Source organism: Microbacterium hatanonis (assembly GCF_008017415.1).
In the GTDB taxonomy this organism is placed as follows: Bacteria; Actinomycetota; Actinomycetes; order Actinomycetales; family Microbacteriaceae; genus Microbacterium; species Microbacterium hatanonis.
The window spans coordinates 547,352-573,153 of sequence record NZ_VRSV01000001.1; the positions used below are offsets into that span (position 1 = coordinate 547,352).

Below are 25,802 nucleotides of genomic sequence, written 5' to 3' on the forward strand. Positions count from 1 at the left end.
AATCCGCAGCATCCGCCCCGCGACACGGCGGCGCGTTGCGGGGCGTGGCGGATGCCGTCGCATACCGTGGTGCGCATGGGTGGACAGGTGTTGGGCGGCGGCGTGATCGTCTTCGTCGCCGTCGCGCTCTGGCTGGTGTATCTGCTGCCGTCGTGGCACAGCCGTCATCAGTACACGTCGGCCGAGCGCAACGCGGTGCGCCTGAACCAGGCGATCCGCGTGCTCGCCGAAACGAGCGAGACGCCGCAGGAGGTGCACCTCGAGCTCACCGCGCGCACGGTGCTCGCTCAGCAGAAGCTCGCCCGCCGCGCTCAGGAGGAGCGCGCCCACGCCGAACTCGCCATCGCCCGCGCACGTCTCGACGTCGAACGCGAACAGGGCGCCGCCGAGCGCGAAGCCGCGAAGGCCGAACTCGCGATCGCCCGCGAAGAGGCCCGTGCGCGTCAGGCCGAAGCACGCGCCCGGCAGGCCGCCTCCCGTGCGCTGCCGGAAGCACGCCGCGCCCGCGCTCGCCGCGGCTTCCGACTGACGACGACGATCGTCGCCCTCGTGGCCCTCGCCGTCACCGGCGTCGGCATCTGGCAGGCCGTGGTCGCCGCATCCGTCGCTCTTCTGTGGACCGGCGTCGCCGTGACCGCGCTCTGCGCGCTCACGCTCCACCGTCTGTCGCGCGTCGCCGCCCGTTCGGTCGCGCGTCCGGCCGTCGCACCCGTCGCCCGGGTGGCCGGCCCCGTGCAGGACGTCTCGCTCGAGGTCGCCCGCGTCTCGGCCTGGACGCCGCGCGATCTGCCGCGTCCGCTCGTGTCGTCGGCGGGCTCGCGTGCCGCCGCCGTGCTCGACGAGCAGGCCGCGCGCGACGCCCTTCGCGCCGCCGCCCGCGAGGAGGCCATGCGGGAGCTCGCCGAGAAGCAGGCGCCGCCGTCGATCGACACCGCGCGCGTCGCGCGTCAGTCGGAGTTCAGCCGCATGGGCTACGTCGACGACGCCGAGATCGAAGAGCACGTTCGCCACCTGCTGGAGCGCCGCGCCTCAGGTCAGTAGTGGGTCGCCCGTGGCACGTCCGGGCGTTTTCACCGTGATAATGTTGGTGAGTTCTCGGGCCTGTAGCGCAGTTGGTAGCGCGCCTCGTTCGCATCGAGGAGGTCAGGGGTTCAATTCCCCTCAGGTCCACCAGAACGACAGAAGGCCCCCGGTTCGCCGGGGGCCTTCTCGCATGTCCGGGCCGTGTTACCGGCGGAGGAGATCTCACGGGCGGAGGGCGCTCGCGCGCCGGATCGTCCTCCCGTGGTGAGGTTTCCTCCGCCCGTTGCACGGGAGAGGCGGTAGCGTCGCATCCGTGACGACGCTCTCGACCGATGCCGTGACCCAGTTCGCCGTGCTCGACGCCCTCCTCGCGGGCACGTACGAGTCGGGCATGACCGTCGGGTTCGCGCTCGAGCACGGAGACTTCGGGGTCGGATGCTGCGACCGCCTCGGCGGCGAGGTCGTGGTCGTCGACGGGGAGGCCTTCGAGTGCACCGTGGACGGTCCGCCGGCGCGGATGGCGGACTCCGCGACACTGCCGTTCGTCGACATCGCTCCTCTCGCCCAGACGGAGGCGAGCGACGTCGCGGGCCTCGACCTGGCCGGCTTCACCGCCGCGGTCGAAGACCGCCTCGTGAGCCGCAACCTCTTCCACGCGGTGCGCTTCGACGGAGTGCTGGCGCGCGTGCGCATCCGGGCGACGCCCCGCCAGCACCACCCGCTGCCGCCTCTCGACGAGGTCACCCGCACGCAGGTCGAGACCGACCTGGTCGAGCGCCGCGGCACCCTCGTCGGGTTCTGGGCGCCGGCGATCTATCAGGGGATCGCGGTGGCGGGACTCCACCTCCACTTCCTCGCCGACGACCGCCTCGCCGGAGGACACGTGCTCGAGCTGACGGCCGGAAGCGGTGAGCTGCGCGTCGCCGCGTACGCACGTTTCCACCTGCACCTGCCGGTCGACGACCTGTTCCTCCGCACCGAGCTCACCCACGATCGCGACCACCGCATCGTCGCCGTGGAGGGCGGCGTCGGCGCTCGCTGACGGCGCAGCATCCGTCTCTCGTCCGCACTCCTCGCCGCTCTAGGCTGAGGGGATGACCGATGCGCTCCCCGCCCGCAGTCAGCTGGTCGCTGCCCGCCTTCGCGAGGCGGGCATCACGGGTGAGATCCGTGTGCTGCCCGATGCGGCGTCGACCGCCGCCCTGGCCGCCGCAGCGCTCGGCGTCGAGGTCGGGGCCATTGCGAACAGCCTCATCTTCCTCGGCGACGGCGAACCGTTGCTCGTCATGACCAGCGGCGCCCACCGCGTCGACACGGCCGCTCTGGCGGAACGTCTCGGCCTCGCCCGCATCACCCGGGCCGGCGCCGATCAGGTGCGCGAGGCCACGGGTCAGGCCATCGGCGGCGTCGCGCCGACCGGCCACCCCGCGCCGATCCGCACCGTCGTCGACGAGGCGCTGGCGGAGTACCCGCAGCTGTGGGCGGCGGGCGGCACGCCGCATACCGTCTTCCCGCTCACGTTCGACGAACTCGTGAGCCTGACCGGCGCCCCGGTCGTCAAAGTCGACTGACAGGCCGCCTCGCGAATGCGGTGAAATCGGCCGAGGTCGGTGCCCTTGATCGCTCAAGAGCACCGACACCGACCGATTCGCCCGATTCGGGCGATCAGCGCTTCAGCGCCTGGAGGCAGGTCACGGCGGCCGCCGCCGACCACGCCTGCGGGCGGCAGGCGGCGGGGTAGGGCGTCGGCACGGTGGTCTCGGTCGACGGGTCGCCGGAGTGCAGCTCGGGTACGCGGTAGGCGAAGCCCTCGGCGGCGTCGAGCAGTCCGTCGACGACGGTGCGGGCCTGGTCGCCGAGGCCGGCGCGCAGCATCCCGTGCACGGCGATCGCGGTGTCGTGCACCCAGACGCTGCCACCGTGGTACGACAGCGGCCAGTAGCCGGCCGCGCCGGTCGACATGGTGCGGATGCCGAAGCCGCTCGAGACGGAGGGCCCGAGGAGCAGGTCGGCGACGCGGCGCTCGTCGTCGGCGTCGAGGATGCCCGTGCCGAGCAGGTGCCCGATGTTGCTCGTGAGGGTGTCGACGGGATGCTTCGCGTGATCGAGCGCGATCGCGGGGTAGCGGCCCTCGGGCGTCTCGACCCAGTAGGCCTCGGCGAACCGGGCCTTCAGGTCGGCCGCCCAGGCGCGCAGGGCCGCGGTGTCGTCGGTGCCGTCGCCGAACGCGTCGAGCAGGTCGGCGCCGGCCAAGGCGGCCTCGTAGGCGTAGCCCTGCACCTCGCAGAGCGCGATCGGCCCCTCGGCCAGCCGGCCGTCGCGCCACTGGATCGAGTCTCCAGAGTCCTTCCAGCCCTGGTTCGCCAGGCCGGTTCCGAGGCGGTCGATGTAGTCGAGGAAGCCGTCGCCGTCGCTGTCGCCCGACTCGCGCAACCAGGTCAGAGCGCCGCGCAGGGCGGGCAGCAGATCGCGCACCTCGTGCTGCGGCATGCCCGCGCGCCAGGCATCCGCGAGCAGGCAGATCCACAGCGGCGTCGAGTCGACGCTGCCGTAGTATAGCGGGGGGAGCACGATCCCTTCGCCAGGGATCTCGAGGGCCGATCCGCGCAGCTCGTGCAGGATCTTGCCCGGCTCCTGCGCGGTGGCCGGGTCGTCGTGCTCTCCCTGCAGGCGGGCCAGCACGCGCAGGGTGGAGGCGGCCAGCCGCACGTCGAGGGGGAGCGCGAGCCGCGCCGCCCAGATCGAGTCGCGGCCGAAGAGCGTGAAGAACCACGGCGCACCGGCCGCGTAGAACTCATCGTCGGGGGCCCCGGGGAGGGCGAGCCGCAGGGCGTCCAGGTCTCCGAGCGCGGTCTCGAGCCATCGAGCGAGGCGGGGGTCGGGGGCGGATGCTGCGACGGATGCGGCGTTCCAGGGTGGGGCCGATGTCGCCGCCTGCACGACGAGAGCGGGGTCGGCGAGCTCGATCGACCACTCGACGCTCGCGCTCCCGCGCGGCTCGAGGTCGAGGTGCCATGTCGCGACGATCTCGCCGTCGTCCTGGCCGACGCGGGCGCCGGGGGCGGAGAGCGTGAACGAGGGGGATCCGCCGGTGACGGTAGCCGCCGCATCCGCCACCTCCACACGGGTCTCGCGCGGGCGGTCGACGCCCGACTTGACCTCGTGCAGCAGCGCGAAGTCGGGGGTGAGTCGCAGCTCGAGGTCGGTCACCCGCGCCTCGGCGATCTGCGAGCGGAGGGTCCACGTCTCGGTGAGGCGGCCGGCGTGTACACGGCGCTCGCGGAGGATGCGCACCTTCGGGTCGGGGGCGGGGTCGTCCAGACCCCGCAAGAGCCCGCCGAAGACGACGCGCGAGGGACCGTCGGGTGCGACCGAGATCCACTCGATCGTCGACCCCTCGCACGTCAGCGCGAGGGCGCGGAGGTGCCGCACGTCGCCGTGGTAGACGCCGTCGATGGCCGCGTCGCCGATGTCGCCGCCGCGCCCCGACCAGACCTGGGTGGGGGCGCGCAGCGCGATGATCGCGTCGCTGAGCAGCGGCTGCAGCGGCCTCGGCGGAGCCTCGGCGCGGTTGTCGATGTCGGTGATGGGGTGCGTCATTCTTTGACGGCTCCTTCGCTGGAGTTCATGATGCGGCGCTGGAAGATGAAGAACATCACCGCGACGGGGATGGTCATGATCGCGGCCGCCGCGAGCTTGATCGGATATTCGTTGCCCTGACTGAGCTGACCGCTGGCGAGGGACGCCACACCCTTGGTCAGGGTGGTGAGCGCGGGCGACTGGGTGGACACGATGAAGTGGCTCAGCTCGTTCCACGACCCCTGGAACGACAGGATCACGATGGTGATGAGCGCCGGCCGGGCCATGGGGAGCACCACCGACCAGAACACACGGAAGGTGCCGGCTCCGTCGATGCGCGCCTGCTCCTCGACCGACGGGGGGATCGAGTCGAAGAAGTTCTTCATGATGAACACCCCCGCCGCGTCCACCAGCAGCGGCAGGATCATGCCCGCGTAGGAGTCGTAGATGCCGAGCTGGTTGATCACGAGGAACTTCGGGATGAGCAGCACCACCGTCGGCACGGCCATCACGGCGATCAGAGCCGCGAAGATCAGTCCGCGCCCGCGGAACGTCAGCCGCGCCAGGGCGTACCCGGCGAGGGAGGCGAAGAACACGCGACCGGCCGTGACGAAGATCGTGACGATCGCCGAGTTCATGAACCACACCGGGAAGTCCGACGATCCGAAGAGGCGCTCGTACGCGGCGACGGTGAAGGGGTTCGGGATGAGGGAGAGCGGATCGGCAGTCGCGTCGGCGTTGGTCTTGAAACCGGTCGCCACCTGCACGAGGAACGGAGTGATGTAGACGAGCGCCAGGAGGATCAGCACCGCGTAGAGCACGAGCTGCCACGCGAGCACCTTGCGGGGGAGGTGCACACGGCGCTTCGGCGCGCGAGCGGGCCGGGGCCTCTCCTTCTGCTCGACGAGAACCGTCGTCTGGGCGGGGGTTGTGCCGCTCATCGTGCGGCCTCCTTCCGGCGCGGTGTGCTGTGCACCTCGTACTGGCGCGCACGGCGGCGCGAGACGGGGCGGTCGCGAAGAACCCATCGCTGCAGGATCGTGAAGAACACGATGATCACGAAGAGCACGAAGGCGATCGCGGCTCCTCGTCCCCATTCCTGTGAGAGGAAGGCCGACTCGTAGCTGAGGTACGCCGGGGTGACCGTGGTCTTGCCCGGTCCGCCCTGCGTTCCGGTGTAGATCTGGTCGAAGACCTGCCAGCACCCGATGAGACCGAGGGTCAGCACGGTGAACAGCGCCGGCTTCAGCTGCGGGAGCGTCACGCGCCAGAACCGCTGCCACGCGTTGGCGCCGTCCATCATCGCGGCCTCCTCGACGTCGCCGCCGATGTTCTGCAGGCCCGCGAGGAAGAGCAGCATGAACGTGCCCGACGTGGTGAAGACGGCCATCAGCATGAAGGCCGACATCGCCACGGAGGGTCCGGCGAGCCAGTCCCACCACGACAGACCCAGGAAGCTGTTGCCGGTGAGCGCGGCGGGGCCGGAGGTGACCCCGAACGCGCCGAGGATGTTGTGGAGCACGCCGCTGGGCTCGTTGAACCAGTTCGGGCCATTGATACCCACCCACGAGAGCACCTCGTTCACCGCGCCCGAGGCCGAGAAGAGGAAGAGCCACAGCACGGTGATCGCGACCGAGCTCGTCACCGACGGGAAGTAGAACGCGGTGCGGAAGAAGCCGCGGCCGCGCAGGACCGCCCGGTTCACCAGCAGCGCGAGGAACAGCGACAGGGCGGTCTGCAGCGGAACGACGAGCAGCACGTACCAGGCGTTGTTGCGCAGCGCCGTGCCGAAGTCGCGCTCGGCGAGGCCGCCGCCCGTGGTGATCTCGGCGTAGTTGTCGAGGCCGACGAAGCCGACGGAGGGGGAGAGGGGGCTGCCGCGCCCGGTCCAGTCCGAGAAGCTCACCCATAGCGCCATGAGCACCGGGACGAGGAGGAAGACGCCGAGGATCACGAGGACCGGGAGCGTGAAGAGCCACCCGGCGGCGGCCTCGCCGCGCCGGATCCCCTTTCCGGAGGATCCGGCGCGACGAGGCCCGCCCTGACGGGCGGCGTCGGGCGCGGTGGCCAGAGCGGTCATGTCCGACCTATTCGACGATCGCTTCGAGGTTGGACTGCGCCGTGTCGAGCATCGCCTGCGGGTCGCCGGTCTTGAGCGACTCCAGCTGTGCGTTGAAATCCTTCACGACGTCGGCGGCACCGGCCATGTTCGGCGGGAACTGCGCGTACTCCGCACCGGCGAGGAACGCCTCGAGCTCGGGGTTCGCCTGCGTCCACGCATCCGCGGCCGACTGGATGGAGGGCATCGGTCCGAAGGCCTCCGAGAACGCGAGCTGCTGGTCGGTGCCGGTCAGGTACTCGACGAGGTCGCGGGCGGAGTCCTGGTTGGGGCTGTCGGCGGCGATGCCCCAGCAGTTGGTGAACTGCAGGGTGCCCTTGCCGCCGGGGCCCTCGGGGAGTTCGGCGACGGTGTAGTTCACGTCGGGGTAGTCGTTCGTGAGGGCGCCGGTGATCCAGTTGCCCTCGATCGTCATGGCCGCGGCGCCCGTGCCGAAGGCCTCTCCGCCCCAGCCCGCGCCGACGTCGGCAGCGAACGCGAACGAACCGGCATTGAGCTGCTCCTTGAGGTAGGTGAGCGCCTCGACGTTCTCCGAGCTGTTCGCCACGGCCTGTCCGTCGACCACCATGCCACCGCCGGCCTGGGCCATGAACGCGCCCACCCGCTGGTACTCGGCTCCGAAGGCGAGACCGACGTGGCCGTCGGCGGTGAGCCGCTGCGCGACGGAGGCGAGCTCGTCCCAGTCCGTCGGGATGTCAGCGTCTGTGAGACCCGCGGCCGCCCACATGTCGGAGTTGATGATGAGGGCGAGGGTCGAGAAGTCTTTCGGTGCGCAGTAGAACTGGCCGTCGAGGGTGAAGTTCTCCACGAGCGACGGGTAGAAGTCGTCCTTGTTCGCGAGACCGTCACCGTACGCGGCGATCGAGCCGTTCGCGGCGTAGCCGGCGAGAGCCTCGGGCGCGAGGTAGAACAGGTCGGGCGGCGATCCGGCTGCGAAGCCCTGGGAGAGCTGCTGGGGGAGATCGTTCGCCGTCTGCACGGTCGCGTCGATGCCCGACTCCGCCGACCATGCGTCGACGGCGGACTGGACGGCTGCCGTCTCGGCGTCGCCCGAGGAGCCGATGAGGATGTTGAGGGATCCGCCGCCGGCGGCCGATCCGGATTCTGCGGGCTCGGAGAATCCCGATCCGCAGGCGGTGAGGGCCAGGGCGCTCGCGGTGAGCAGCGCTCCTGTCCCGATGAGTGCGCGGGTGGTGTGCCGTGCCATGTGTCTCTTCTCCTTCGACGAGGCATGTGAGGACAGTTTGAACGATCAAACTACTCTGGTTCGTCTAAGGTACGGATGCGGCCGGGCGGATGTCAAGGCTCGAGAAGGTCACCGTAAGATGACGATTTGAACGATCCCACCGGAGGTTTCCATGGCGAAGGCGCCCACCGTCGAAGACGTGGCCCGTGTGGCCGGGGTGTCTCGTCAGACCGTGTCGAACGTGCTGAACACTCCGGAGATCGTGCGCGACGAGACCCGCCACAAGGTCGAGGCCGCGATCGCCGGCCTCGGCTACCGCCCGCACATGGCCGCGCGGCGCTTGCGCACCCGCCGCAGCTCGACGATCGGCATCCACCTCGACTCCTACGCCGGCGGGATCTCGGGTGTCGTGCTCGACCGCTTCGTCCACGCGCTCACGGATCGCGCCGGAGACCGCGCGATGCGCGTGCTGCTCTACACGGCCCGCTCGCCCGAGGAGGAGATCGCACGCCTGCGCGATCTCCTCGAGGGCGGTGAAGTCGACGCCGTCGTCATCACCGGCACATTCCATGGCGACCCCCGCACCGGGTGGCTGGTGGAACGCGCGCTCCCGTTCGTCTCGTTCGGCCGACCCTGGGGTGCCGATGACGTGGCGCAGCCCGCCCATCTCTGGGTCGACGTCGACGGCGCGGCCGGTACCCGGGACGCGACGACCTACGCCGCCGAGTCGGCGGGGTCGAGGGTCGCGTTCCTCGGGTGGCCGGCCGGTTCGGGAACCGGAGACGATCGCGAACGCGGATGGCGCGAGGCGTTGGCCGCGACCGGCGGCGCAGGCCCGCGGTGGGTCAGCGAGGAGCGGGTCGACGCCGCGCGCGCGGTCGTCGGTGCGGCGCTCGCCGACGATCCGGTCGACGCGATCGTCTGCGCCAGCGACTCCCTCGCGATCGGCGCACACCTCGCGGCGACGGCGGCAGGGCGACCCGACCTGCTCGTCGTGGGGTTCGACAACACCCCCGCCGTCGAGGCGCTCGGCCTCTCCAGCGTGGAGCAGCTGCCCGAGAAGGTCGCGGCGGGCGCTCTGGAGCTGCTGATGGGCGAGACCGGCAGCATCGTCGCGCCGAGGCCCGCAGCATCCGGCTCGGCACACGTGCTCGTCGAGCCGCGCCTCGTGACCCGCTGAGCCTGTTCTCGCGGCCTCAGCCGGGCGTCAGCAGCGTGAACTCGTCGGGCGGCACGATGCCGACGTCGTTCCAGTCGCCGTCGTTCCAGGTGAACAGCCCCACCGCGCCGGTGGTCATCCCGACCTCTCGACCCGACAGCTCGCTCACCAGCTCGCTGACACCCGGGTCGTGCGAGACGACCGTGAGTTCGGCGGCCCCGTGGGCGCGGGCGATGGCGAGGATGCGGTCGGCGGGGGCGGCGTACAGGTCGGCGTCCTCGACGACCGTCGTGCCGAAGGCCTCGGCGAACGCGGCCGCCGTCGCCGTCGCTCGGGCCGCGGTGCTCGAGAGCACGACCTCCGACCTCACTCCCGATCGCAGAACGCGCGCGGCCGCGGCGGCGGCGTCGCGCAGACCCTGCGGGCTCAACCGTCGCTCGTGGTCGACGAGCTCGAACCCGCCGTGCTCGGCCTTGGCGTGACGGACCACTGCGAGCTGGATCATGCGCCGACCCCCGCCGCAGCGGCGTAGACCCACGCGGTGCGACCGCTGGCGAGGGTGACCTCGACCCGGCGGTACACGGCGACCTCGTACTCGTCGGCGGCATCGAGCTCGTCTTCGGTGACCCACAGCACGGTGCCCACGACCTTGTCGCGGGCACTGCCCGTGCGGCGCAGCACCGAGTGCACGGCCGACCCCGAGAGCTTCACGACGCGCGGGTCGTCGACGTCGACGTCGACGGTGGTGTAACCGGGGAGCACGTCGTCCTCGCCCTCGACGAGGCGCCCGAACGTGTCGAGCTGCACTTCGGGGAGCTGCAGGGTTCCGTATGTGAAAAGCGCCTGATCGGCGGATGCTTCGGCCACGGAGATCACGCTACCGCCCCGCCCAGCACGACGTGGGCGAGCGTGAAGATCGCGGCACCCGCGAGCGCCCCGACGATCGTGCCGTTCAGGCGGATGTACTGCAGGTCTCGTCCGACCATGAGCTCGATCTTCTCGGTGGTCTCGGCCGGGTCCCACCGCTGCACGGTGTCGGTGATGATCGAGGCGATGTCGTGGCGGTAGCGCTCGACGACGAAGACCGCGGCGTCGATGACCCACCCGTCGACGCGGGCCTGCAGCGCCGCATCCGTCTCGAGCCGTTCGCCGATGTCGACCAGCGCGTCGGCTGCCCGCACGCGCAGGCCGCTCTGCGGATCGGCGAGCGCGGAGAGCAGCCCGGTCTTCGCGGTCTCCCAGGCCTCGGAGGCGAGGCCCCGCACGCGGGGGCTGTCGAAGACCGAGACCTTCGCGTCTTCGAGGCGCCCGATGGTGGCGGGATCGTGCTGGAGGTTGTCTGCCAGACGAGCGAGGTAGGCGTCGATGGCGTGACGGGCGGGGTGGTCCTGGTCGGCGCGCACGGCGGAGACGAACGACACCGCCTCGCGGTAGAGCGTGTCGTCGATGAGCCGCACGACCATGCTCGGCACCCACGAGGGAAGCCGTCGCGAGACGACGCCGTCGAAGGCCTGCGGGTTGTCGTTCAGCCAGTTGACGATGTTCTCGGCCGCGAGGTCGACCGCCCCGTGATGCGCGCCCGACTCGGTGACCTTCTCGAGCCAGCCGCCGAGCGAGGGCCCCCAGTCGGGGGCGATGAGGTGCTCGCGGGCGAGGTCGCCGATGAGCTCGCTCACGTCGTCGTCGCTGAGGGCTCCGAGCACCGCCGTGGCGACCGATGCGCCCTCGGTCGCCACGCGCTCGGCATTGGCGCGCTGACGGAGCCACCCGCCGAAGCGGGCGGCGAGCGGGGTGCCCTCCAAGCGGGCGCGGACGACGGGGCCGGACAGGAAGTTCGTCTCGACGAACTCGCCGAGGGTGCGGCCGATCTCGTCTTTGCGCCTCGGGATGATCGCGGTGTGGGGGATGGGTAGCCCGAGCGGCCGGCGGAACAGCGCCGTCACCGCGAACCAGTCGGCCAGGGCGCCGACCATGCCTCCCTCGGCCGCCGCGCGCACCCACTGCAGCCAGGGGTAGCGCTCCTGGAACAGGTACGCGACGACGAACAGCACCGCCATGAAGACGAGTGCGCCGAGCGCGACGCCCTTCATCTGACGCAGGCCGCGCCGCCGTTCGAGGTCGGCTGGAGTCAGCAGGGCCACGGGGGTGGGGGACATGCCCCGATCCTCGCACGCGACCGGCCTGCGAAGCCGGGCTTGCCGCGGCGCGGAGGAATGTCCGTTCCTACGCCTCGATCGGTCCGAGCCACGCGCTCGCCGCGGTGCCGTGGGCCGACTCGGGGTCGGAGGGGTGGAACATGCCCGCCAGCACGTCGCGGTAGAGGCGCGACAGCTCGTTCGAGGCGAAGTACGACGATCCGCCCGCGACGAGGATCGCCTCGTCGACGACGTGCTTGGCCGACACCACCGCGCGGTGCTTCACGCCCGAGAGCAGCGAGAACCACTTGCCCCCGTGATCGACGAGCTCGTCGACGTCGTGGGCGAGCGCGGCCAGCTGAGGCGGGAGGGCCTCGTACTCGAGGGCCATCGCGCCGACGCGCCAGCGGATGTCGGGGTCCTGGCTGTAGGCCTTGCCGGTCTTCTTCGAGCGTCGTGCGGAGGCGGCCTCGACCGCGAGATCGAGCGCGCGACGGGCGATGCCGGTGTAGACCGAGCCCAGCAGGATCTCGAACACGATGAAGATGCCGAACACGATCGGGTCGGGCTGGGGGCCGGGGTCGACGCGCCGCACCACGCGGTCGGCGGGCGCGACGGCCCCGCGCAGCTCGGTGGTGCGGCTCTGCGTGCCCCGCATGCCCAGCGTGTCCCAGTCGTCGCGGGTGACCACGGCGTCGCTGCGGGCGACGAAGGCGTAGACCATCTTCGGCGCGTCGGGCGAGGTGGTGTCGAGCCCGTGCACGCCCAGCTGCGTCCAGACGGGGGAGAGCGAGGTGAAGATCTTGGTGCCGGTGAAGGAGTATCCGCCGTCGGCTGTCGGCGCAGCATCCGTGCCGCTCCCGAAAAGCACCAGGTCGTTGCCGGCCTCGCTGATGCCGAAGGCGAAGACCTCGCCGGCCGCCGCCCCGTCCTGCACGAAGGCGAGATCGTCGATGCCCCGGTCACGCAGTACCTTCGCGACGCCGGTCCAGACCAGATGCATGTTGATCGCCAGCGCGGTGGCGGGCGCGGCGGTCGCGAGCCGCTGCTGCAGGACGGATGCTTCGACGAGTCCGAGCCCGAGTCCACCGCGGTCTTCGGGCACGAGCATGGAGAGGTAGCCGGCCTCTCGGAGCTCGCGGAGGTCGGCCTCGGGGAAGGTGTTCTCCCGGTCGTGCACCACCGCGCGCTCGCGGATCCGCTCCAGCAGGTCGTCGGGCAGGATCCGGGCGGGGTCGAACGTGTCGGTCACCGTTCCATTGTCCGCCCGATCGCGCAGCATCCGGCGAGACCGGCGCCCGTGCGTCCGTCACCGGAGGAGGACATCTCACGAGCGGAGGGCAGGTCGGGAGAGATCGATACTCCCGCGGTGAGATCTCCTCCGTTCGTCGCCCGTTTCCGGCCGCCGACCCCGAGGGGCCGCAGACTGGAGGCATGATCTCCTCCGAGTCGGCCACGGCGCTGCGCGACGCCGGTCTCGTCTGGCGCCCGCAGTCAGGCGATCGCTTCCAGTTGAACGACCCCGAATTCGACGCCGACGTGTTCACCGTCAGCGAGATGACGATCGAGCCGCGCGCGTATTCGACCGGCACGATCCTCGCCTTCAACGGCACGACCGAGTGGGCGCTCGACTCCGTCGCGCTGCAGGACGCCCTGTGGCTCCCGACCGAGGAGCAGCTCCGCGAGATGCTGCGCGGAGGATTCCGGATGCTGCGCCGGCTCACCGACACCTACGAGGTGGAAGCCGCGATCGGTGCCGACGTGCTGAGCTTCCAGCATCCGGAGCCCTCCGACGCCTACGCGCTCGCCGTGCTCGAGCACCTGCGCCGCATCGCCTGAGTCACACGCCGATCGTGAGCGAGGCGGTGTAGCCGGCCGAGACCGATCCCGCCATCGACGCGATCTGGTGGATGCCGCCGTCGTCGCCGAAGACGTTGTCGCGGGCGAGGGAGGTCTGCGCCTGATTGCGCACGCTCTGCTCGTAGCCGGTCGTGGCGTAGACGACGTCGTTGGTCTCCTGGGGGAGGGCGATCTGCGAGGTCTTCACGATCGGCCCCGTCGCGACGGCCGTGGCGACGTCGTCGTAGACCTCGAAGTGGATGTGCGGCCACCGGCCCGAGTAGCACGCGGGGTAGATGGAGGTGAAGGTGACCGTGCCGTTCGCGTCGGTCTCCTGCACGCCGCGCAGGTAGTTCTCGTTCTCGATCCCGTTGCTGTAGAGGGAGTAGTTGCCGTCGCGGTCGCAGTGCCAGAGGTAGACGCCTCGGCCGACGAGTGCGGCTCCGGTCGAGGCGTCGCGCACCGTGAGGGCGATGGTCAGCGGGATGCCCTCGGCCGTGGTGGTGGACGAGCCGAAGGACGAACGGATGTCGCTGCGGACGATCCCGGAGTCATCGAGCACGTTCACGCCGTTCGAGCCGTCGGCCGGGTACGGCCCGCCGGTCTCGTCGGGCACCTCGTCGACGGGGCCGGACGCGGCGGCCGTGGCGCTGGCGCTCGCCGTGGGAGTGGCCGTCGCCGTGGCTGCCGCCGACGGAGTGGTCGTCGCATCCGCCGTCTTGGTCGCGACGCCGCACGCCGCCAGCAGCGACGTCAGGGCGACCCCTCCGAAGATGCCGAGGGCGCGACGCCGGTGGATGAGAGTCTGCACGTCGTAGACGAGACCGCGGTGGTCCTCGTCGATCTCGTCGCCGTTGTCGTCGGTCCAGCGCGGGTCGGTCATGGTGTCTCCTCGGTCGGGCAGCGGGTGCGATGAGGAGAGCCAAGACGACCGCACTATGCGGCCGCTATGCGGAGACTATGCGCCGCGTCAGGTGATCGTTCGCACCGGCTCGGTGTCGGGGGCGGGGCTGGCGTCCCGCCCGCGCAGGTCGGGGAAGCCGCGCACGAACACCGCGGCCACGGCGACGCCGGCCACGGCGAACGCGGTCGCCGCGACGTAGGCGCCGCTCGGGCCGCCCGCGTCGATGAGGAAACCGGCGACGGCCGAACCCGCGGCCGCGCCGATGAGCTGCCCGGTGCCCACCCACCCGTAGGCCTCGGCCGTCTCGCTGAAACGCACGCTCGCCGAGGTGATGGCGAAGATGACCGCGAGCGCGGGGGCGATGCCGATGCCCGCGACGAAGAGCGTGCCGCCGAGCCACCACATGTCGAGCGAGATCATGGTGAGCGCCAGGCCCCCGGCGACGATCGCGAGGCGGCGGGCCATCGCCCAGGGGCCCATCGGGATGTGCCCGAAGCTCAGACCGCCGGTGAGGCTGCCGATCGAGAAGATCGCCAGCACGATCCCGGCCTCCGCACCGCCGTGTCCGAACGTCGCGACGACCCCGGCCTCCACGGCCGAGCACGCCCCGATGAGGAGGAAGCCCGACACGGTGGCGAGGATCACGGGCGGCTTGGCGAGCACGCGGCCGAACCCGCGGCGGCTGCGGGGGATGCGCACCCGCCCGACCTCGGGGGAGAGGATGAACCACGCCCCACCGCCGATGAGGATGACGACGATGAGCAGGAGGGCCTGCACGGTGCCGACCTGCGTGGCCACGAACGTGATGACCACCGGCGCGACGATCCAGATGATCTCCTGCAGCGAGGCGTCGAGCGAGAACAGGGGCGTCAGCTGCTTCGAGGTCACCATCTTGGGGTAGATGGTGCGCACCGCCGACTGGACCGGCGGGGTCGCGAGGCCGGCGAGGAGCCCGAGGGCCATGTATCCGGGCACGGGCAGGTCGAGCAGGGCGAGGGCCGCGATAGCCGCAGCGCAGACGATGAGGGTGAGCGTGAGCACGCGGCGCATGCCCCACCGCCCCATCCACCGGCTGGTGACGGGGCCGGCCACGGCCTGGCCGATCGACGTGGCGGCGAGGACGAGGCCGGCGGCGCCGTACGACCCCGTGACGTGCTCGATGTGCAGGAGCACCGCCAGGCTGGTCATGCCGTTGGGGAAGCGGGCCGTGAGCTGGGCCGCCATGATGCGCGCCACCCCTCGGGTGCGCAGAAGATCTCCGTAGCCAGCCATGACCGCTCTACGGTACCGACTCCGCGCGGGTTCGCGGGACCCGTCGTGGGGGTGCCGGAGGCGTCGGTTCGCGACACGCCGTCACGTCGGTTTCCACAGGTCTGCCGATGTCGGTGGGTCGTCGTATCGTCTCGCCTGTGGAGGGATGCTGCAGCCCCTCCCGAAAAGCCCGTCGTTCAGGCGTTTTTCAGGTTGCGTTCGGTGGTCGCGCCTGTGGATGAAACGGTGGACAACCTGTGTTGTACATGGGGAGGGCGGTGGAAAACTACACGAATGTAACTACTACCCCTTGTGGTGGCTTCCGATGTCGGCACCCATATGTAGTATTGAGGTCCCGGCGGCGGTCCACCGGGAAAACCAAGGTTGTGAGGGGAGAAACGGTTCTGATGGCTATCACGGTTTACACCAAGCCCTCGTGCGTACAGTGCACGGCGACGTACCGAGCGCTGGACTCGAAGGGCATCGAATACGAGGTCCTCGACCTCTCTCAGGACGCCGGAGCGCTCGAGCAGGTCAAGGCGCTCGGCTACCTCCAGGCTCCCGTCGTCATCACCGACGAAGACCACTGGTCGGGCTTCCGTCCCGACAAGATCGACGCACTCGCCTCGCGACTCGTCTGACGATGACGGTCGCCACTGAGCTCAGTGCGGCCGAGTCGTCCAGCACTGAATCGAACGCCGCTGCGCCGCTCCTGGTGTTCTTCTCGAGCGTGTCGGGCAACACCGCACGTTTCATCGAGAAACTGGGAGCGCGCGCGGCGCGGATTCCTCTTCTCCCCTCCGAACCACCCCTTCACGTCGACGAACCGTACGTGCTCGTGACCCCGACCTATGGCGGGGGCCAGGGCCGCGGGGTCGAGAAGGGTGCCGTTCCCAAGCAGGTCATCCGGTTCTTGAACGATCCGGGCAACCGCAGTCAGATCCGCGGAGTCATCTCCGCGGGCAACACGAATTTCGGCGAGCACTTCGGGTTCGCCGGTGACGTCATCAGCCGGAAGTGCTCCGTGCCGCACCTGTATCGGGTGGAGGTGTTCGGCACGCCGGAAGACGTCGACCACGTCAACGAAGGATTGGAACGATGGTGGAAACGGCTCTGAAGGATCTCGATTTCAAGACCCAGGCGCGTTTCGAGGGCATGGACTACCACGCCCTCAACGCGATGCTCAACCTGTACGACGCGGACGGGAAGATCCAGTTCGACGCCGACAAGCGCGCGGCGCGGGAGTACTTCCTGCAGCACGTCAACCAGAACACCGTCTTCTTCCACTCGCTGAAGGAGCGCCTCGACTACCTCGTCGAGAAGGAGTACTACGAGCCGGCGGTCATCGAGAAGTACTCGCTCGAGTTCATCCAGAAGCTCAACGACTTCGCCTACGGCAAGAAGTTCCGCTTCGAGTCGTTCCTCGGCGCGTTCAAGTACTACACCAGCTACACGCTGAAGACGTTCGACGGAAAGCGCTACCTCGAGCGCTTCGAAGACCGCGTCGTCATGACCGGTCTCGGCCTCGCCGACGGCGACGAGAAGCTCGCGATGCAGATCGTCGACGAGATCCTCTCCGGCCGCTTCCAGCCCGCCACCCCGACGTTCCTCAACACGGGCAAGGCGCAGCGCGGCGAGCTCGTCTCCTGCTTCCTGCTGCGCATCGAAGACAACATGGAGTCGATCTCGCGCGGCATCAACTCCGCTCTCCAGCTGTCCAAGCGCGGCGGCGGCGTCGCCCTGCTGCTGTCGAACATCCGTGAGGCCGGCGCCCCGATCAAGCAGATCGAGAACCAGTCCAGCGGCATCATCCCCGTGATGAAGCTGCTCGAAGACAGCTTCAGCTACGCCAACCAGCTCGGCGCGCGTCAGGGCGCGGGCGCGGTGTACCTCAACGCGCACCACCCCGACATCATGCGGTTCCTCGACACCAAGCGCGAGAACGCCGACGAGAAGATCCGCATCAAGACGCTGTCGCTCGGCGTCGTCGTGCCCGACATCACGTTCGAGCTCGCCAAGAACGGCGAAGACATGTACCTCTTCTCGCCGTACGACGTCGAGAAGGTCTACGGAGTGCCGTTCGGCGACATCTCGGTCTCCGAGAAGTACCGCGAGATGGTCGACGACGCCCGCATCAAGAAGACGAAGATCAATGCGCGCGAGTTCTTCCAGACCCTCGCCGAGATCCAGTTCGAGTCGGGCTACCCGTACATCATGTTCGAAGACACGGTGAACAAGGCGAACCCGATCAAGGGCCGCATCAACATGTCGAACCTGTGCTCGGAGATCCTGCAGGTCAACACCCCGACGACCTACAACGAAGACCTGTCGTACGACCAGATCGGCAAGGACATCTCCTGCAACCTGGGCTCGCTCAATATCGCCCTGGCGATGGACGGCGGCAACCTGGGGCTGACGGTCGACACCAGCATCCGTGCCCTCACCGCGGTCAGCGACCAGAGCCACATCCGCTCGGTGCGCTCGATCGAAGACGGCAACGACCGCACCCACGCGATCGGTCTCGGTCAGATGAACCTCCACGGCTACCTGGCGCGCGAGCACGTGCACTACGGGTCTGAAGAGGGCATCGACTTCACGAACATCTACTTCTACACGGTGCTCTTCCACGCCCTGCAGGCGTCGAACCGCATCGCGATCGAGCGCAAGCAGGCGTTCGAGGGCTTCGAAGACTCGACCTACGCGTCGGGCACCTTCTTCGACAAGTACCTCGAGCAGGAGTGGGTGCCGCAGACCGACAAGGTCAAGGAGATGTTCGCCGGCCACCACATCCCGACGCAGGGCGACTGGGCAGAGCTCAAGGCTTCCATCCAGAAGCACGGCATCTACAACCAGAACCTGCAGGCCGTGCCGCCGACCGGTTCGATCTCGTACATCAACAACTCCACGAGCTCGATCCACCCCATCGCGGCCAAGGTCGAGATCCGCAAGGAAGGCAAGCTCGGTCGCGTCTACTACCCGGCGCCGTTCATGACGAACGAGAACCTGGAGTACTACCAGGACGCCTACGAGATCGGCTACGAGAAGGTCATCGACACCTACGCCGCGGCGACGCAGCACGTCGACCAGGGCCTGTCGCTCACGCTGTTCTTCAAAGACACCGCCACCACGCGCGACATCAACAAGGCGCAGATCTACGCGTGGCGCAAGGGCATCAAGACGATCTACTACATCCGCCTGCGTCAGATGGCGCTCGAGGGCACCGAGCTCGACATGTGCGTCAGCTGCACCCTCTAGTGCCGCGTCCTTCGACAGGCTCAGGAACCGACAAGGACTGACATGACACCCGAACCGCTAAAGCTGCTCTCGCACGTCGAGGCCATCAACTGGAACCGCATCCAGGACGACAAGGACCTCGAGGTGTGGAACCGCCTCGTGAACAACTTCTGGCTGCCCGAGAAGGTGCCGCTGTCGAACGACATCCAGTCGTGGAACACGCTCACCCCCGACGAGCAGACGCTGACGATGCGCGTGTTCACCGGTCTGACCCTGCTCGATACGATCCAGGGCACGGTCGGCGCCGTCTCGCTCATCCCCGATGCGATCACCCCGCACGAGGAGGCCGTCTACACGAACATCGCGTTCATGGAGTCGGTGCACGCCAAGAGCTACTCGTCGATCTTCTCGACGCTGTGCTCGACGACCGAGATCGACGAGGCGTTCCGCTGGTCGGTCGAGAATCCGAACCTTCAGAAGAAGGCTCAGATCGTCATGGAGTACTACCGCGGCGACTCGCCCCTCAAGCGCAAGGTCGCCTCGACCCTGCTCGAGTCGTTCCTGTTCTACTCCGGCTTCTACCTGCCGATGCACTGGTCGTCGAAGGCGAAGCTGACGAACACGGCCGATATCATCCGCCTCATCATCCGCGATGAGGCAGTGCACGGGTACTACATCGGGTACAAGTTCCAGAAGGGCCTCGAGAAGGTCACGCAGGCCGAGCGCGACGACATCAAGGACTACACGTTCTCGTTGCTCTACGAGCTCTACGACAACGAGATCCAGTACACGCAAGACCTCTACGACGCCGTCGGTCTCACCGAAGACGTCAAGAAGTTCCTGCACTACAACGCCAACAAGGCCCTGATGAACCTGGGCTACGAGGCGATGTTCCCGGCGGCCGTGACGAACGTGAACCCGTCGATCCTGTCGGCCCTCTCGCCGAACGCCGACGAGAACCACGACTTCTTCTCGGGCTCCGGCTCGTCGTACGTCATCGGCAAGGCCGAGGCGACGGAAGACGACGACTGGGACTTCTGACCCGGTCAGTCACGAAGGGGCGGATGCTGCGGCATCCGCCCCTCTTCGTTTCGGGGCATGGGCCTAACGTCACTCGAGGGGACATCACTGCTCGTCTCGTTTGGCGAGCAGGATCAGCTCGGCGCGAGACACGGCGCCGGCCTTTCGCAGAAGGTTCGAGACGTGGAACTTCACCGTGTTCTCGCTGATGTCGAGCTGCTCCGCGATCGAACGATTGCGGGCCCCGGTGACGAGGAGGCGCAGAACGTCGCGTTCCCGGGCAGAGACGGGCATCGAGTCAGGCAGCAGGTCGGGCATCGCGGGTGGGTCGAGCGGGAGGCGGATGTCGAGGGTCGATCCCCATCCCGCCGTCGACGACACGCGCACGTCTCCGTCGAGAGCGATGACGCGTTCGGAGATCGGACGCAGCGAGTCGTCGTGCGCGGTCAGCTCCCCGCGCCCGTCGTCACGGACGCTGATGAGGAGGTTCAGCCCGTCGCAATCCCACTGGATGCGAACGCGGCGCGCCTCGCCGGCGTCGACGAACGCGAGCACGGCACTGCGCACGATGGCGCGGGCGGCGTGGGCGACCTCTCCGGGAAGGGCTCGCCCCGTCATCGGTGGTTCGACGAACTGCACGTCGAGGTCTCCGTGCCTCACCAGGGGGCGCAGGTCGTTGCGCAGCCGTGCGAAAGCCCCCACCACGGGTTCGAGCCGCGTGTCTCGCCGTTCGTCGGTTTCCATGCGGATGCCCACGAGGGCGCTCGCGGCCACGTCGATCGCGAGAGTGCGCGCGGCCCTGTCGTCCAGGCGATCCGCGCGCAGGATGGCCAGGATCGACTCGAGCGTGACGGCGTGACGGTCGGCCTGCTCGGCCATATTGCGCGCGTGCTCGATCTGTGCCTGGCGCACGGCGAGCGAAGGGATCGCGTCGCTCGCCGTGTGAGGCCCGGGGGTGGAGTCCATGAGCCGACTATACGGAAGTCGAGCACTACTCTTCCGGGTAGGTGAGACCGTCCGAACGCGTCGTATGCGCGGGCGCCGTGACCTCGCAGCATGGAGTCATGACCGATTCGGATGCTGCGTACGAGGCCTCTGTGGCGATGGTGCGGGCAGAGACGAGCGGCGTCCTCGAGCGCATGGTGTCAGCGGATCCCCCAGGAGGGTCGCTCGGCGACCTCGCGGCCCTCGTCGCGGGCGCTGACCGCGTGTTCGTGCTCGGCGCGGGACGCTCCGGCCTGGCGTTGCGGATGACCGCGATGCGGCTGATGCATCTCGGTCTCATCGTTCACGTCGTGGGCGATGTCACGACACCGGCGCTGGGTGCCGGCGACGTGCTGCTCACCGCGAGCGGGTCGGGCACGACGGCCGGGGTCGTGCGGGCGGCGGAAATGGCCGTCGAAGCCGGCGCCGAGGTCGGAGCCCTCACCACCGACGGCGATTCGCCCCTGGCCGCCCTCTCGCGCGCCGTCGTCGTCGTGCCGGCCGCGCAGAAGCTCGACCGCACCGGCCTGTCCTCGGCCCAGTATGCGGGGAGCCTGTTCGAGCAGCTCGTCGTACTGCTCGGCGATGCCCTCTTCGACGTGCTCTGGCGTCGCTCCGGCAAGAGCGCCGACGAGCTCTGGCCCCGCCACGCGAACATCGAATAGACCCGACTCCTCCCACCGGTACGACATGAAAGAGACACGATGAAACTGCAGTTCGCCATGGACACGCTCACCACCGAGGCAGCCCTCGAGCTCGCCGCTCAGGCTGCGCCCCACGTCGACATCCTGGAACTCGGCACCCCGCTCATCAAGAGCGCCGGGCTCTCGGCGGTCACCGCCATCAAGGCGGCCCACCCCGACAAGATCGTCTTCGCCGACTTGAAGACCATGGATGCCGGTGAGCTCGAGGCCGATATCGCCTTCGCTGCGGGTGCCGACCTGGTCACGGTTCTCGGCTCCGCCGGCGACAGCACCATCGCCGGTGCGGTGAAGGCCGCGAAGAAGCACAACAAGGGCATCGTCGTCGACCTCATCGGGGTCGCGGACAAGCCGGCACGCGCGAAAGAGGTCGTCGCCCTCGGCGTGGAGTTCGTCGAGATGCACGCGGGTCTCGACGAGCAGGCCGAGGAGGGCTTCACGTTCTCCACTCTCCTCGACGACGGTCGCGCCTCGGGCGTTCCCTTCTCCGTCGCCGGTGGCATCAACGCGTCGACCATCGCCGCGGTGCAGGCGTCGGGTGCACAGGTGGCTGTAGCCGGTGGTGCGATCTACGGCGCAGCCGACGTCGGGGCCGCGGCTGCAGAACTGCGTGCCGCCATCAACTGACGAGCGACGAGATCGGGCGTCGAGATCCCTCAGGGGGTCGGTGCGTCCCCAGCCGGATCTTCGCTGACGGTGGGCACGACCGGGATGGTGACCCAGGCCGTGCCCGCCGGCGTCTCACCGAGTAGGCCATCGGCGACCGGGGGATCGGCCAGGCGTTCGGTGTCGTTGAGCGGACCCACCGGTTCCGAGGGCAGGCCCGCCCACTCGGTCGGGTCTTCCGGTTTCGATGCGAACAGTCCCATGACCCCATTGTGCGCCTCGCGCTCTCCCGTGGGCTGATCGCACAGCGCCTCATCAGAAGCGCGATTGGTTGACACCCCGTGATGATCGTGATGCGCTGGAGGCATGGACGTCGGCTGGGGAATGCTCTGCGCGATCGCGGGCGCCGTGCTCTACACCGCGTCTTTCCTCGTCGCATCGCGAGCCAATCGGGGCATCAGGATGCCCTGGTGGACGAATCCGCCCCGGAATACGGCGTGGTCGCTCGCTGGCCGTTCGCTCGGGGCCGGACTCACCGTGTGGGGTGTGATCTGGACCTCGACTCTCTTCGGACCGATCGGGTCGGCTGTGCTCGTCGCGCTGGTGATGTTCGTGCCCATGTTCGTCATCATCGGGCTGCACAACCGCCGGGTCGGAGCGCAGGATCAGGACTTCGCGAGCTCCGCGCGCACGTAGGCCACCAGGGCGTTGGCGTGTCCGTGGCCGAGGCCGTGCTCCGTCTTCAACCAGGTGACGACCTCCATGTGGGGCTTACCCGTGTCGAGCTGCTCGACGATGAGATCGAGCCACTCCTGGATCGGGGTGCCGTAGGTCTTCTCGATGCTCGGGATGTACGACGCCGGTCCCTTCGGCTTGTCACCGGGGGGGATGACGGGGGCGCTCACGTGGCGGCTGCTCATGCGCACAGCGTAGAGCGGGCGCGCGGTGGCGCGCAGCATCCGCTCTTCCCGCGCATTGCGCATCACCCTAGGCTGAGCGCATGGACCCGGAGCTGTTCGACCTCGTCGGTTTCGCGTTCCTCGTCGCCGGCATCTTCAGCCTCCTGATGCTTCTCGGGATCTCGGTCGCCCGCCGACGCTGATCTCTCGACGGTGGGCGGATCGTCCTGAGTCGTCCGCGGGTTTTCATAGGCTGGAAGCTCGCCGACCCGACCGAGGAGAGACGTGTTCCGCACGCCGCTGACCCTTTTCCGCACCCTCGCGATCGCCGAGATGATCTCGTGGACGCTCCTGATCGGGGGTCTCATCCTCCGCGCCGTGTTCGACTGGCCCCTCGCCGTCACGATCGGCGGGGGTATCCACGGATTCGTCTTCCTCGCGTACGGCGCCACCGCGATCATCGTCGCCGTGCACCAGCGGTGGAGCATCGGGGTCGGGGCGCTCGCGGTCGCCAGCGCAGTCATCCCCTACGCGACGCTGCCGACCGAGATGTGGCTCAGTCGCACGGGCCGCCTCGCCGGCGCCTGGCGGCTCGAGGAGACCGACGACCCGCGCGACCGGCGGCCGATCGACCGCGCGTTGCGCTTCTTACTGCGCCGCGCGTGGCTCTTCGTCGGCCTGCTCGTGGTCCTGGTTGTGGCGGCGTACGTCGTGCTGCTGGTGGTCGGCCCGCCCGGTCGTTGATCGTTCGTCGGAGAATTGCGCCGCCGTCGGAGCCTTGCGGCCCGATCCTCGGACGAAGCGCAGATTCTCCGACCCCCGTGCGCACAGTCGGCGGGTTCAGTGCCGCGTTGGCCGATGCGGGGGCACGATGGGCGCATGACGCGGTTCGCGATCGATGCTCCCGTCGCGCTGCGCCTCATCCGCGAGGAGATCGGCGTGCCCGCAGCGCGTTCGCTCGTCGCTCCGAGCGTGCTGCGCTCTCACGCACTCTCCTTGCTCTACCGGGACGTGCGCAACGGAGTCCTCGACGAGAGCGGGGGACGGCGACAGCTCGACGAGCTCGCCGGCCTGAAGATCCGACTGCTCGGCGATCGGGTCTCCCGCGCCACCGCCTGGAGGCTCGCCGACGAACTGGGCTGGGACGACACCCCCGCCGCGGAGTATCTCGCGGTCGCCGTCCTCCAGGCCGACGCGCTCGTCAGTGACGATCCGGTGCTCGTGGCCGCAGCATCCGCTCGTCTCAGGGTGGCGCCGTTCTCAGAGCTCGTCGAGCCCTGACCCCGGGTCAGTGCCGCGCGTTGGCCGACGCGGCCGCGGCCGCGACGTCGCGGAGCACCGGGGGCACGTCGTCCGACGGCACGACGGCCTGGATGAGGGTGAGCCCTGAGGCGTCTCGCGCGGCGGTCAGGGCGGTGGTCAGCTCCGCGACCGTCGACGCCTTCACTCCGACCGCGGTCCCCGTCGGGTCGAGCGCGGCGAGAAGCGCGGTCCAGTCCCAGCGGGCGATGTCGTTGTACTCCTCGTGCAGGCCGTGGATGACCCGCTCGACGGTGTACCCGTCGTTGTCGACGACGACGATGACCGCGGGGATGCGGTGCCGCAGCAGCGTGCCCAGTTCGGCGATCGTCAGCTGGGCGGCTCCGTCGCCGATGAGCAGCACGGGGCGGCGTTCGGGGCGCGCGAGAGCTGCGCCCAGGAGGGCGGGGAGGGTGAAGCCGATCGCGGCCCACAGCGGTTGCCCGCCGAAGACCACGCCGTGCGGCAGGCGGTGGCCCGCCATGCCGTAGAACGACGTGCCCTGGTCGGCCAGCACCGTGTCGCCGTCGCGGAGGAACGCGGTGACCTCGCGCCACAGGGCCGTCTGCGACAGCGCCCCCTCGTTCGCCCCGCTGGTGTCGGGGTGGGATGCGGCGACCGCCGCGTCCGCGCGGAAGCGGCCGCCGGTCGCGGCGAGCACCTCGGCGACGGCGTCGAGCGCATCGCCCATCGCCAGGGGCCGGAAGTCGTCGTCGCCGATCCGCGCGTGCTCTCCTCGGATCTCGACGGTGCGCGACGCATCGAGGTGCTGCGAGAAGAAGCCGCTCGTGAGGTCGGTGAACTGCACCCCCGCCATGATCAGCAGGTCGGCCTGCTCGATGCCCTCGCGCACCGCCGGTGAGCTGGCGGCGCCGACGTAGGACCCGAGGTAGGCGGGAGCCGACTCGTCGACGACGCGGCGACCCCACAGCAGCGTCGCGTGGGGGATGCCCTCGTCGAGCACCCGGTGCAGCTGAGCCTCGACGTCGAGACGTGCGACGAGGATGTCGGCGAGAGCCGAGACGGTCGAGGCCGCGGCGACGCGCTGGGCGACCTCGGCGCGGAACCGGGCGAGGACGGCGGGGTCGGTGACTCCCGGATGCTGCGGCAGCGGCGCCGCGGGAGGCGAAGCCGGGTGCTCGCCGACGTCGGCGGGGATCACGAGGTATCCCGGGAGGCGTCGCTCGAGCACCGCCGTGATCACGCGGTCGATCTCTTCGGTGGCCGTTTCGGCCGAAAGCACGGCCTGCGCCGCCGTCACCTCGGCCGTCATGCGTGCGAAGTGGCCGAAGTCGCCGTCGCCGAGCGTGTGGTGGGTCGCACGGCCCGCGGCCTGGACGGCCGTCGTCGGTGCTCCGACGACGTGGAGCACCGGAACGTGCTCTGCATAGCTGCCCGCGACCGCCCCGATGGCCGACAGCTCACCGACGCCGAAGGTGGTGCTCAGGGCGCCGAGACCGCCCAGACGGGCGTACCCGTCGGCCGCGTAGCCGGCGCCCAGTTCGTTCGCGCAGCCGACCCATTCGATGCTCGGGTGCGCCTCGACGTGATCGAGGAAAGCGAGGGTGAAATCGCCGGGGACGCCGAACAGGTGTCTCACACCCGCTTCCGCCAACCGATCGAGGAGGTGATCGGCGACGGTGTACGTCATCGGTGCGACGCGCTGCCGCTGAAGTGGAAGGGAACCGCCAGAGACCCCGCGACGCAGAGGATGCCGACGATGAACACCAGCGCCTGGATCGGCACGATCGAGAACGAGATGCCGATCAGGAAGATTCCGCCGAGCAACAGGATCAGAGCGATGATGTACATGTGTGGTTGCCTCCTCAGGCCAGGCTACCTTGCGCCGGGCTCTCGCCGAAGC

At 69.3% G+C, this 25,802-nt stretch carries 29 protein-coding genes and 1 tRNA gene; 15 read left to right on the forward strand and 15 right to left on the reverse strand.

What is annotated here, in order from left to right:
- Positions 1-75 precede the first annotated feature (75 nt).
- From FVP77_RS02585 to FVP77_RS02600, 4 genes are all read left to right on the forward strand, one after another.
- On the forward strand, positions 76-1,041 hold the full coding sequence (locus FVP77_RS02585; RefSeq protein WP_147893113.1) for a large exoprotein: 966 nt from the start codon (positions 76-78) through the stop codon (positions 1,039-1,041).
- Between the two features lie 56 nt (positions 1,042-1,097).
- A tRNA-Ala gene (locus FVP77_RS02590) sits at positions 1,098-1,173 on the forward strand.
- Between the two features lie 163 nt (positions 1,174-1,336).
- Entirely contained in the window at positions 1,337-2,065 is a 729-nt protein-coding gene (locus FVP77_RS02595; RefSeq protein WP_147893114.1) for an acetolactate decarboxylase, read from the forward strand.
- Positions 2,066-2,117: 52 nt separating this feature from the next.
- Positions 2,118-2,594: a YbaK/EbsC family protein gene (locus tag FVP77_RS02600; protein WP_147893115.1), complete on the forward strand. Its 477-nt coding sequence runs from the start codon at positions 2,118-2,120 to the stop codon at positions 2,592-2,594.
- A 94-nt stretch (positions 2,595-2,688) separates the two neighbouring features.
- On the opposite strand, the gene FVP77_RS02605 is transcribed toward FVP77_RS02600, so the two are convergent.
- From FVP77_RS02605 to FVP77_RS02620, 4 genes are read right to left on the reverse strand one after another with little or no spacing between them, the layout of a single operon-like run.
- Positions 2,689-4,623 carry a glycogen debranching N-terminal domain-containing protein gene (locus FVP77_RS02605; protein ID WP_147893116.1) on the reverse strand — a complete coding sequence of 645 codons (1,935 nt, stop codon included), beginning with the start codon at positions 4,621-4,623 and terminating at the stop codon, positions 2,689-2,691.
- Positions 4,620-5,543 (reverse strand): carbohydrate ABC transporter permease, encoded by a 924-nt coding sequence (locus FVP77_RS02610; protein WP_147893117.1) that lies wholly within the window; start codon positions 5,541-5,543, stop codon positions 4,620-4,622. Before FVP77_RS02610 ends, FVP77_RS02605 begins: the two co-directional genes overlap by 4 nt.
- Complete coding sequence (locus tag FVP77_RS02615; RefSeq protein ID WP_147893118.1) at positions 5,540-6,682, reverse strand: carbohydrate ABC transporter permease; 1,143 nt, start codon at positions 6,680-6,682, stop codon at positions 5,540-5,542. Before FVP77_RS02615 ends, FVP77_RS02610 begins: the two co-directional genes overlap by 4 nt.
- 7 nt (positions 6,683-6,689) lie before the next feature.
- A complete protein-coding gene (locus tag FVP77_RS02620) occupies positions 6,690-7,928 on the reverse strand; it encodes a sugar ABC transporter substrate-binding protein (RefSeq protein ID WP_147893119.1) in 1,239 nt (412 codons plus the stop codon).
- A 151-nt stretch (positions 7,929-8,079) separates the two neighbouring features.
- Here FVP77_RS02620 and FVP77_RS02625 point away from each other — a divergent pair, with 151 nt between their 5' ends.
- The gene (locus tag FVP77_RS02625) at positions 8,080-9,087 is read left to right on the forward strand and encodes a LacI family DNA-binding transcriptional regulator (RefSeq protein WP_147893120.1); all 1,008 of its coding nucleotides are present in this window, start codon (positions 8,080-8,082) and stop codon (positions 9,085-9,087) included.
- A gap of 16 nt (positions 9,088-9,103) precedes the next feature.
- Here the strand turns inward: FVP77_RS02625 and FVP77_RS02630 are convergent, their stop codons facing one another.
- From FVP77_RS02630 to FVP77_RS02645, 4 genes are all read right to left on the reverse strand, one after another.
- Positions 9,104-9,571 (reverse strand): SixA phosphatase family protein, encoded by a 468-nt coding sequence (locus tag FVP77_RS02630; protein ID WP_147893121.1) that lies wholly within the window; start codon positions 9,569-9,571, stop codon positions 9,104-9,106.
- On the reverse strand, positions 9,568-9,933 hold the full coding sequence (locus FVP77_RS02635; protein WP_147893122.1) for a gamma-glutamylcyclotransferase family protein: 366 nt from the start codon (positions 9,931-9,933) through the stop codon (positions 9,568-9,570). The genes FVP77_RS02630 and FVP77_RS02635 overlap by 4 nt, the downstream gene beginning before the upstream one ends.
- 5 nt (positions 9,934-9,938) lie before the next feature.
- Positions 9,939-11,222: a DUF445 domain-containing protein gene (locus FVP77_RS02640; protein ID WP_147893123.1), complete on the reverse strand. Its 1,284-nt coding sequence runs from the start codon at positions 11,220-11,222 to the stop codon at positions 9,939-9,941.
- 67 nt (positions 11,223-11,289) lie between these two features.
- Positions 11,290-12,483 (reverse strand): acyl-CoA dehydrogenase family protein, encoded by a 1,194-nt coding sequence (locus FVP77_RS02645; protein WP_147893124.1) that lies wholly within the window; start codon positions 12,481-12,483, stop codon positions 11,290-11,292.
- Positions 12,484-12,635: 152 nt separating this feature from the next.
- Here FVP77_RS02645 and FVP77_RS02650 point away from each other — a divergent pair, with 152 nt between their 5' ends.
- Positions 12,636-13,040: a pilus assembly protein CpaE gene (locus FVP77_RS02650; protein WP_147893125.1), complete on the forward strand. Its 405-nt coding sequence runs from the start codon at positions 12,636-12,638 to the stop codon at positions 13,038-13,040.
- Between the two features lies 1 nt (position 13,041).
- Here FVP77_RS02650 and FVP77_RS02655 read toward each other — a convergent pair whose 3' ends face one another.
- A complete protein-coding gene (locus FVP77_RS02655; RefSeq protein ID WP_147893126.1) occupies positions 13,042-13,923 on the reverse strand; it encodes an intradiol ring-cleavage dioxygenase in 882 nt (293 codons plus the stop codon).
- A gap of 87 nt (positions 13,924-14,010) precedes the next feature.
- Positions 14,011-15,216, reverse strand: coding sequence for an MFS transporter (locus FVP77_RS02660; protein WP_147893127.1), 1,206 nt, complete (start codon positions 15,214-15,216; stop codon positions 14,011-14,013).
- A gap of 386 nt (positions 15,217-15,602) precedes the next feature.
- Here FVP77_RS02660 and nrdH point away from each other — a divergent pair, with 386 nt between their 5' ends.
- From nrdH to nrdF, 4 genes are read left to right on the forward strand one after another with little or no spacing between them, the layout of a single operon-like run.
- A complete protein-coding gene (gene nrdH, locus FVP77_RS02665) occupies positions 15,603-15,836 on the forward strand; it encodes a glutaredoxin-like protein NrdH (RefSeq protein WP_116647527.1) in 234 nt (77 codons plus the stop codon).
- Positions 15,837-15,838: 2 nt separating this feature from the next.
- Positions 15,839-16,312 carry a class Ib ribonucleoside-diphosphate reductase assembly flavoprotein NrdI gene (gene nrdI, locus FVP77_RS02670; protein WP_147893128.1) on the forward strand — a complete coding sequence of 158 codons (474 nt, stop codon included), beginning with the start codon at positions 15,839-15,841 and terminating at the stop codon, positions 16,310-16,312.
- On the forward strand, positions 16,294-18,450 hold the full coding sequence (gene nrdE / locus FVP77_RS02675) for a class 1b ribonucleoside-diphosphate reductase subunit alpha (RefSeq protein ID WP_147893129.1): 2,157 nt from the start codon (positions 16,294-16,296) through the stop codon (positions 18,448-18,450). The genes nrdI and nrdE overlap by 19 nt, the downstream gene beginning before the upstream one ends.
- Before the next feature lie 42 nt (positions 18,451-18,492).
- The gene (gene nrdF / locus FVP77_RS02680; RefSeq protein WP_147893130.1) at positions 18,493-19,470 is read left to right on the forward strand and encodes a class 1b ribonucleoside-diphosphate reductase subunit beta; all 978 of its coding nucleotides are present in this window, start codon (positions 18,493-18,495) and stop codon (positions 19,468-19,470) included.
- Positions 19,471-19,554: 84 nt separating this feature from the next.
- Here the strand turns inward: nrdF and FVP77_RS02685 are convergent, their stop codons facing one another.
- Entirely contained in the window at positions 19,555-20,415 is an 861-nt protein-coding gene (locus tag FVP77_RS02685) for a helix-turn-helix transcriptional regulator (RefSeq protein WP_147893131.1), read from the reverse strand.
- Between the two features lie 98 nt (positions 20,416-20,513).
- Between FVP77_RS02685 and hxlB the strand changes: the two genes are divergently transcribed.
- Both hxlB and hxlA read left to right on the forward strand, forming a co-directional pair.
- Positions 20,514-21,098 carry a 6-phospho-3-hexuloisomerase gene (gene hxlB / locus FVP77_RS02690; protein WP_147893132.1) on the forward strand — a complete coding sequence of 195 codons (585 nt, stop codon included), beginning with the start codon at positions 20,514-20,516 and terminating at the stop codon, positions 21,096-21,098.
- Between the two features lie 39 nt (positions 21,099-21,137).
- A complete protein-coding gene (gene hxlA / locus FVP77_RS02695) occupies positions 21,138-21,761 on the forward strand; it encodes a 3-hexulose-6-phosphate synthase (RefSeq protein ID WP_147893133.1) in 624 nt (207 codons plus the stop codon).
- 29 nt (positions 21,762-21,790) lie between these two features.
- On the opposite strand, the gene FVP77_RS02700 is transcribed toward hxlA, so the two are convergent.
- Positions 21,791-22,003: a hypothetical protein gene (locus tag FVP77_RS02700; RefSeq protein ID WP_147893134.1), complete on the reverse strand. Its 213-nt coding sequence runs from the start codon at positions 22,001-22,003 to the stop codon at positions 21,791-21,793.
- Between the two features lie 103 nt (positions 22,004-22,106).
- On the opposite strand from FVP77_RS02700, the gene FVP77_RS02705 reads away from it, so the two are divergent.
- Positions 22,107-22,436 (forward strand): hypothetical protein, encoded by a 330-nt coding sequence (locus FVP77_RS02705; protein WP_147893135.1) that lies wholly within the window; start codon positions 22,107-22,109, stop codon positions 22,434-22,436.
- Here FVP77_RS02705 and FVP77_RS02710 read toward each other — a convergent pair.
- Positions 22,406-22,660, reverse strand: coding sequence for a DUF4287 domain-containing protein (locus FVP77_RS02710; RefSeq protein WP_147893136.1), 255 nt, complete (start codon positions 22,658-22,660; stop codon positions 22,406-22,408). The genes FVP77_RS02705 and FVP77_RS02710 overlap by 31 nt on opposite strands.
- A gap of 264 nt (positions 22,661-22,924) precedes the next feature.
- Here FVP77_RS02710 and FVP77_RS02715 point away from each other — a divergent pair, with 264 nt between their 5' ends.
- Positions 22,925-23,383: a DUF3817 domain-containing protein gene (locus FVP77_RS02715; RefSeq protein ID WP_147893137.1), complete on the forward strand. Its 459-nt coding sequence runs from the start codon at positions 22,925-22,927 to the stop codon at positions 23,381-23,383.
- Between the two features lie 135 nt (positions 23,384-23,518).
- Positions 23,519-23,920 (forward strand): PIN domain-containing protein, encoded by a 402-nt coding sequence (locus FVP77_RS02720; protein ID WP_147893138.1) that lies wholly within the window; start codon positions 23,519-23,521, stop codon positions 23,918-23,920.
- A 7-nt stretch (positions 23,921-23,927) separates the two neighbouring features.
- Here FVP77_RS02720 and FVP77_RS02725 read toward each other — a convergent pair whose 3' ends face one another.
- Together FVP77_RS02725 and FVP77_RS16700 are read right to left on the reverse strand one after the other, a co-directional pair.
- Complete coding sequence (locus FVP77_RS02725; protein ID WP_147893139.1) at positions 23,928-25,589, reverse strand: alpha-keto acid decarboxylase family protein; 1,662 nt, start codon at positions 25,587-25,589, stop codon at positions 23,928-23,930.
- Positions 25,586-25,750 carry a hypothetical protein gene (locus tag FVP77_RS16700; RefSeq protein WP_187266788.1) on the reverse strand — a complete coding sequence of 55 codons (165 nt, stop codon included), beginning with the start codon at positions 25,748-25,750 and terminating at the stop codon, positions 25,586-25,588. Before FVP77_RS16700 ends, FVP77_RS02725 begins: the two co-directional genes overlap by 4 nt.
- Between the last annotated feature and the right edge of the window lie 52 nt (positions 25,751-25,802).

Coding starts and splice junctions, on each gene's coding strand:
- nrdF (WP_147893130.1), top strand. CDS start 18,493: ATGACACCCGAACCGCTAAAGCTGCTCTCGCACGTCGAGGCCATCAAC.
- FVP77_RS02650 (WP_147893125.1), top strand. CDS start 12,636: ATGATCTCCTCCGAGTCGGCCACGGCGCTGCGCGACGCCGGTCTCGTC.
- FVP77_RS02705 (WP_147893135.1), top strand. CDS start 22,107: ATGGACGTCGGCTGGGGAATGCTCTGCGCGATCGCGGGCGCCGTGCTC.
- FVP77_RS02720 (WP_147893138.1), top strand. CDS start 23,519: ATGACGCGGTTCGCGATCGATGCTCCCGTCGCGCTGCGCCTCATCCGC.
- nrdH (WP_116647527.1), top strand. CDS start 15,603: ATGGCTATCACGGTTTACACCAAGCCCTCGTGCGTACAGTGCACGGCG.
- FVP77_RS02620 (WP_147893119.1), bottom strand. CDS start 7,928: ATGGCACGGCACACCACCCGCGCACTCATCGGGACAGGAGCGCTGCTC.
- FVP77_RS02605 (WP_147893116.1), bottom strand. CDS start 4,623: ATGACGCACCCCATCACCGACATCGACAACCGCGCCGAGGCTCCGCCG.
- hxlB (WP_147893132.1), top strand. CDS start 20,514: ATGACCGATTCGGATGCTGCGTACGAGGCCTCTGTGGCGATGGTGCGG.
- hxlA (WP_147893133.1), top strand. CDS start 21,138: ATGAAACTGCAGTTCGCCATGGACACGCTCACCACCGAGGCAGCCCTC.
- nrdE (WP_147893129.1), top strand. CDS start 16,294: ATGGTGGAAACGGCTCTGAAGGATCTCGATTTCAAGACCCAGGCGCGT.
- FVP77_RS02615 (WP_147893118.1), bottom strand. CDS start 6,682: ATGACCGCTCTGGCCACCGCGCCCGACGCCGCCCGTCAGGGCGGGCCT.
- FVP77_RS02700 (WP_147893134.1), bottom strand. CDS start 22,003: ATGGGACTGTTCGCATCGAAACCGGAAGACCCGACCGAGTGGGCGGGC.
- FVP77_RS16700 (WP_187266788.1), bottom strand. CDS start 25,750: ATGTACATCATCGCTCTGATCCTGTTGCTCGGCGGAATCTTCCTGATC.
- FVP77_RS02625 (WP_147893120.1), top strand. CDS start 8,080: ATGGCGAAGGCGCCCACCGTCGAAGACGTGGCCCGTGTGGCCGGGGTG.
- FVP77_RS02645 (WP_147893124.1), bottom strand. CDS start 12,483: ATGCTGCGCGATCGGGCGGACAATGGAACGGTGACCGACACGTTCGAC.
- FVP77_RS02710 (WP_147893136.1), bottom strand. CDS start 22,660: ATGAGCAGCCGCCACGTGAGCGCCCCCGTCATCCCCCCCGGTGACAAG.
- FVP77_RS02725 (WP_147893139.1), bottom strand. CDS start 25,589: ATGACGTACACCGTCGCCGATCACCTCCTCGATCGGTTGGCGGAAGCG.
- nrdI (WP_147893128.1), top strand. CDS start 15,839: ATGACGGTCGCCACTGAGCTCAGTGCGGCCGAGTCGTCCAGCACTGAA.
- FVP77_RS02685 (WP_147893131.1), bottom strand. CDS start 20,415: ATGGACTCCACCCCCGGGCCTCACACGGCGAGCGACGCGATCCCTTCG.
- FVP77_RS02655 (WP_147893126.1), bottom strand. CDS start 13,923: ATGACCGACCCGCGCTGGACCGACGACAACGGCGACGAGATCGACGAG.
- FVP77_RS02600 (WP_147893115.1), top strand. CDS start 2,118: ATGACCGATGCGCTCCCCGCCCGCAGTCAGCTGGTCGCTGCCCGCCTT.
- FVP77_RS02640 (WP_147893123.1), bottom strand. CDS start 11,222: ATGTCCCCCACCCCCGTGGCCCTGCTGACTCCAGCCGACCTCGAACGG.
- FVP77_RS02630 (WP_147893121.1), bottom strand. CDS start 9,571: ATGATCCAGCTCGCAGTGGTCCGTCACGCCAAGGCCGAGCACGGCGGG.
- FVP77_RS02585 (WP_147893113.1), top strand. CDS start 76: ATGGGTGGACAGGTGTTGGGCGGCGGCGTGATCGTCTTCGTCGCCGTC.
- FVP77_RS02660 (WP_147893127.1), bottom strand. CDS start 15,216: ATGGCTGGCTACGGAGATCTTCTGCGCACCCGAGGGGTGGCGCGCATC.
- FVP77_RS02610 (WP_147893117.1), bottom strand. CDS start 5,543: ATGAGCGGCACAACCCCCGCCCAGACGACGGTTCTCGTCGAGCAGAAG.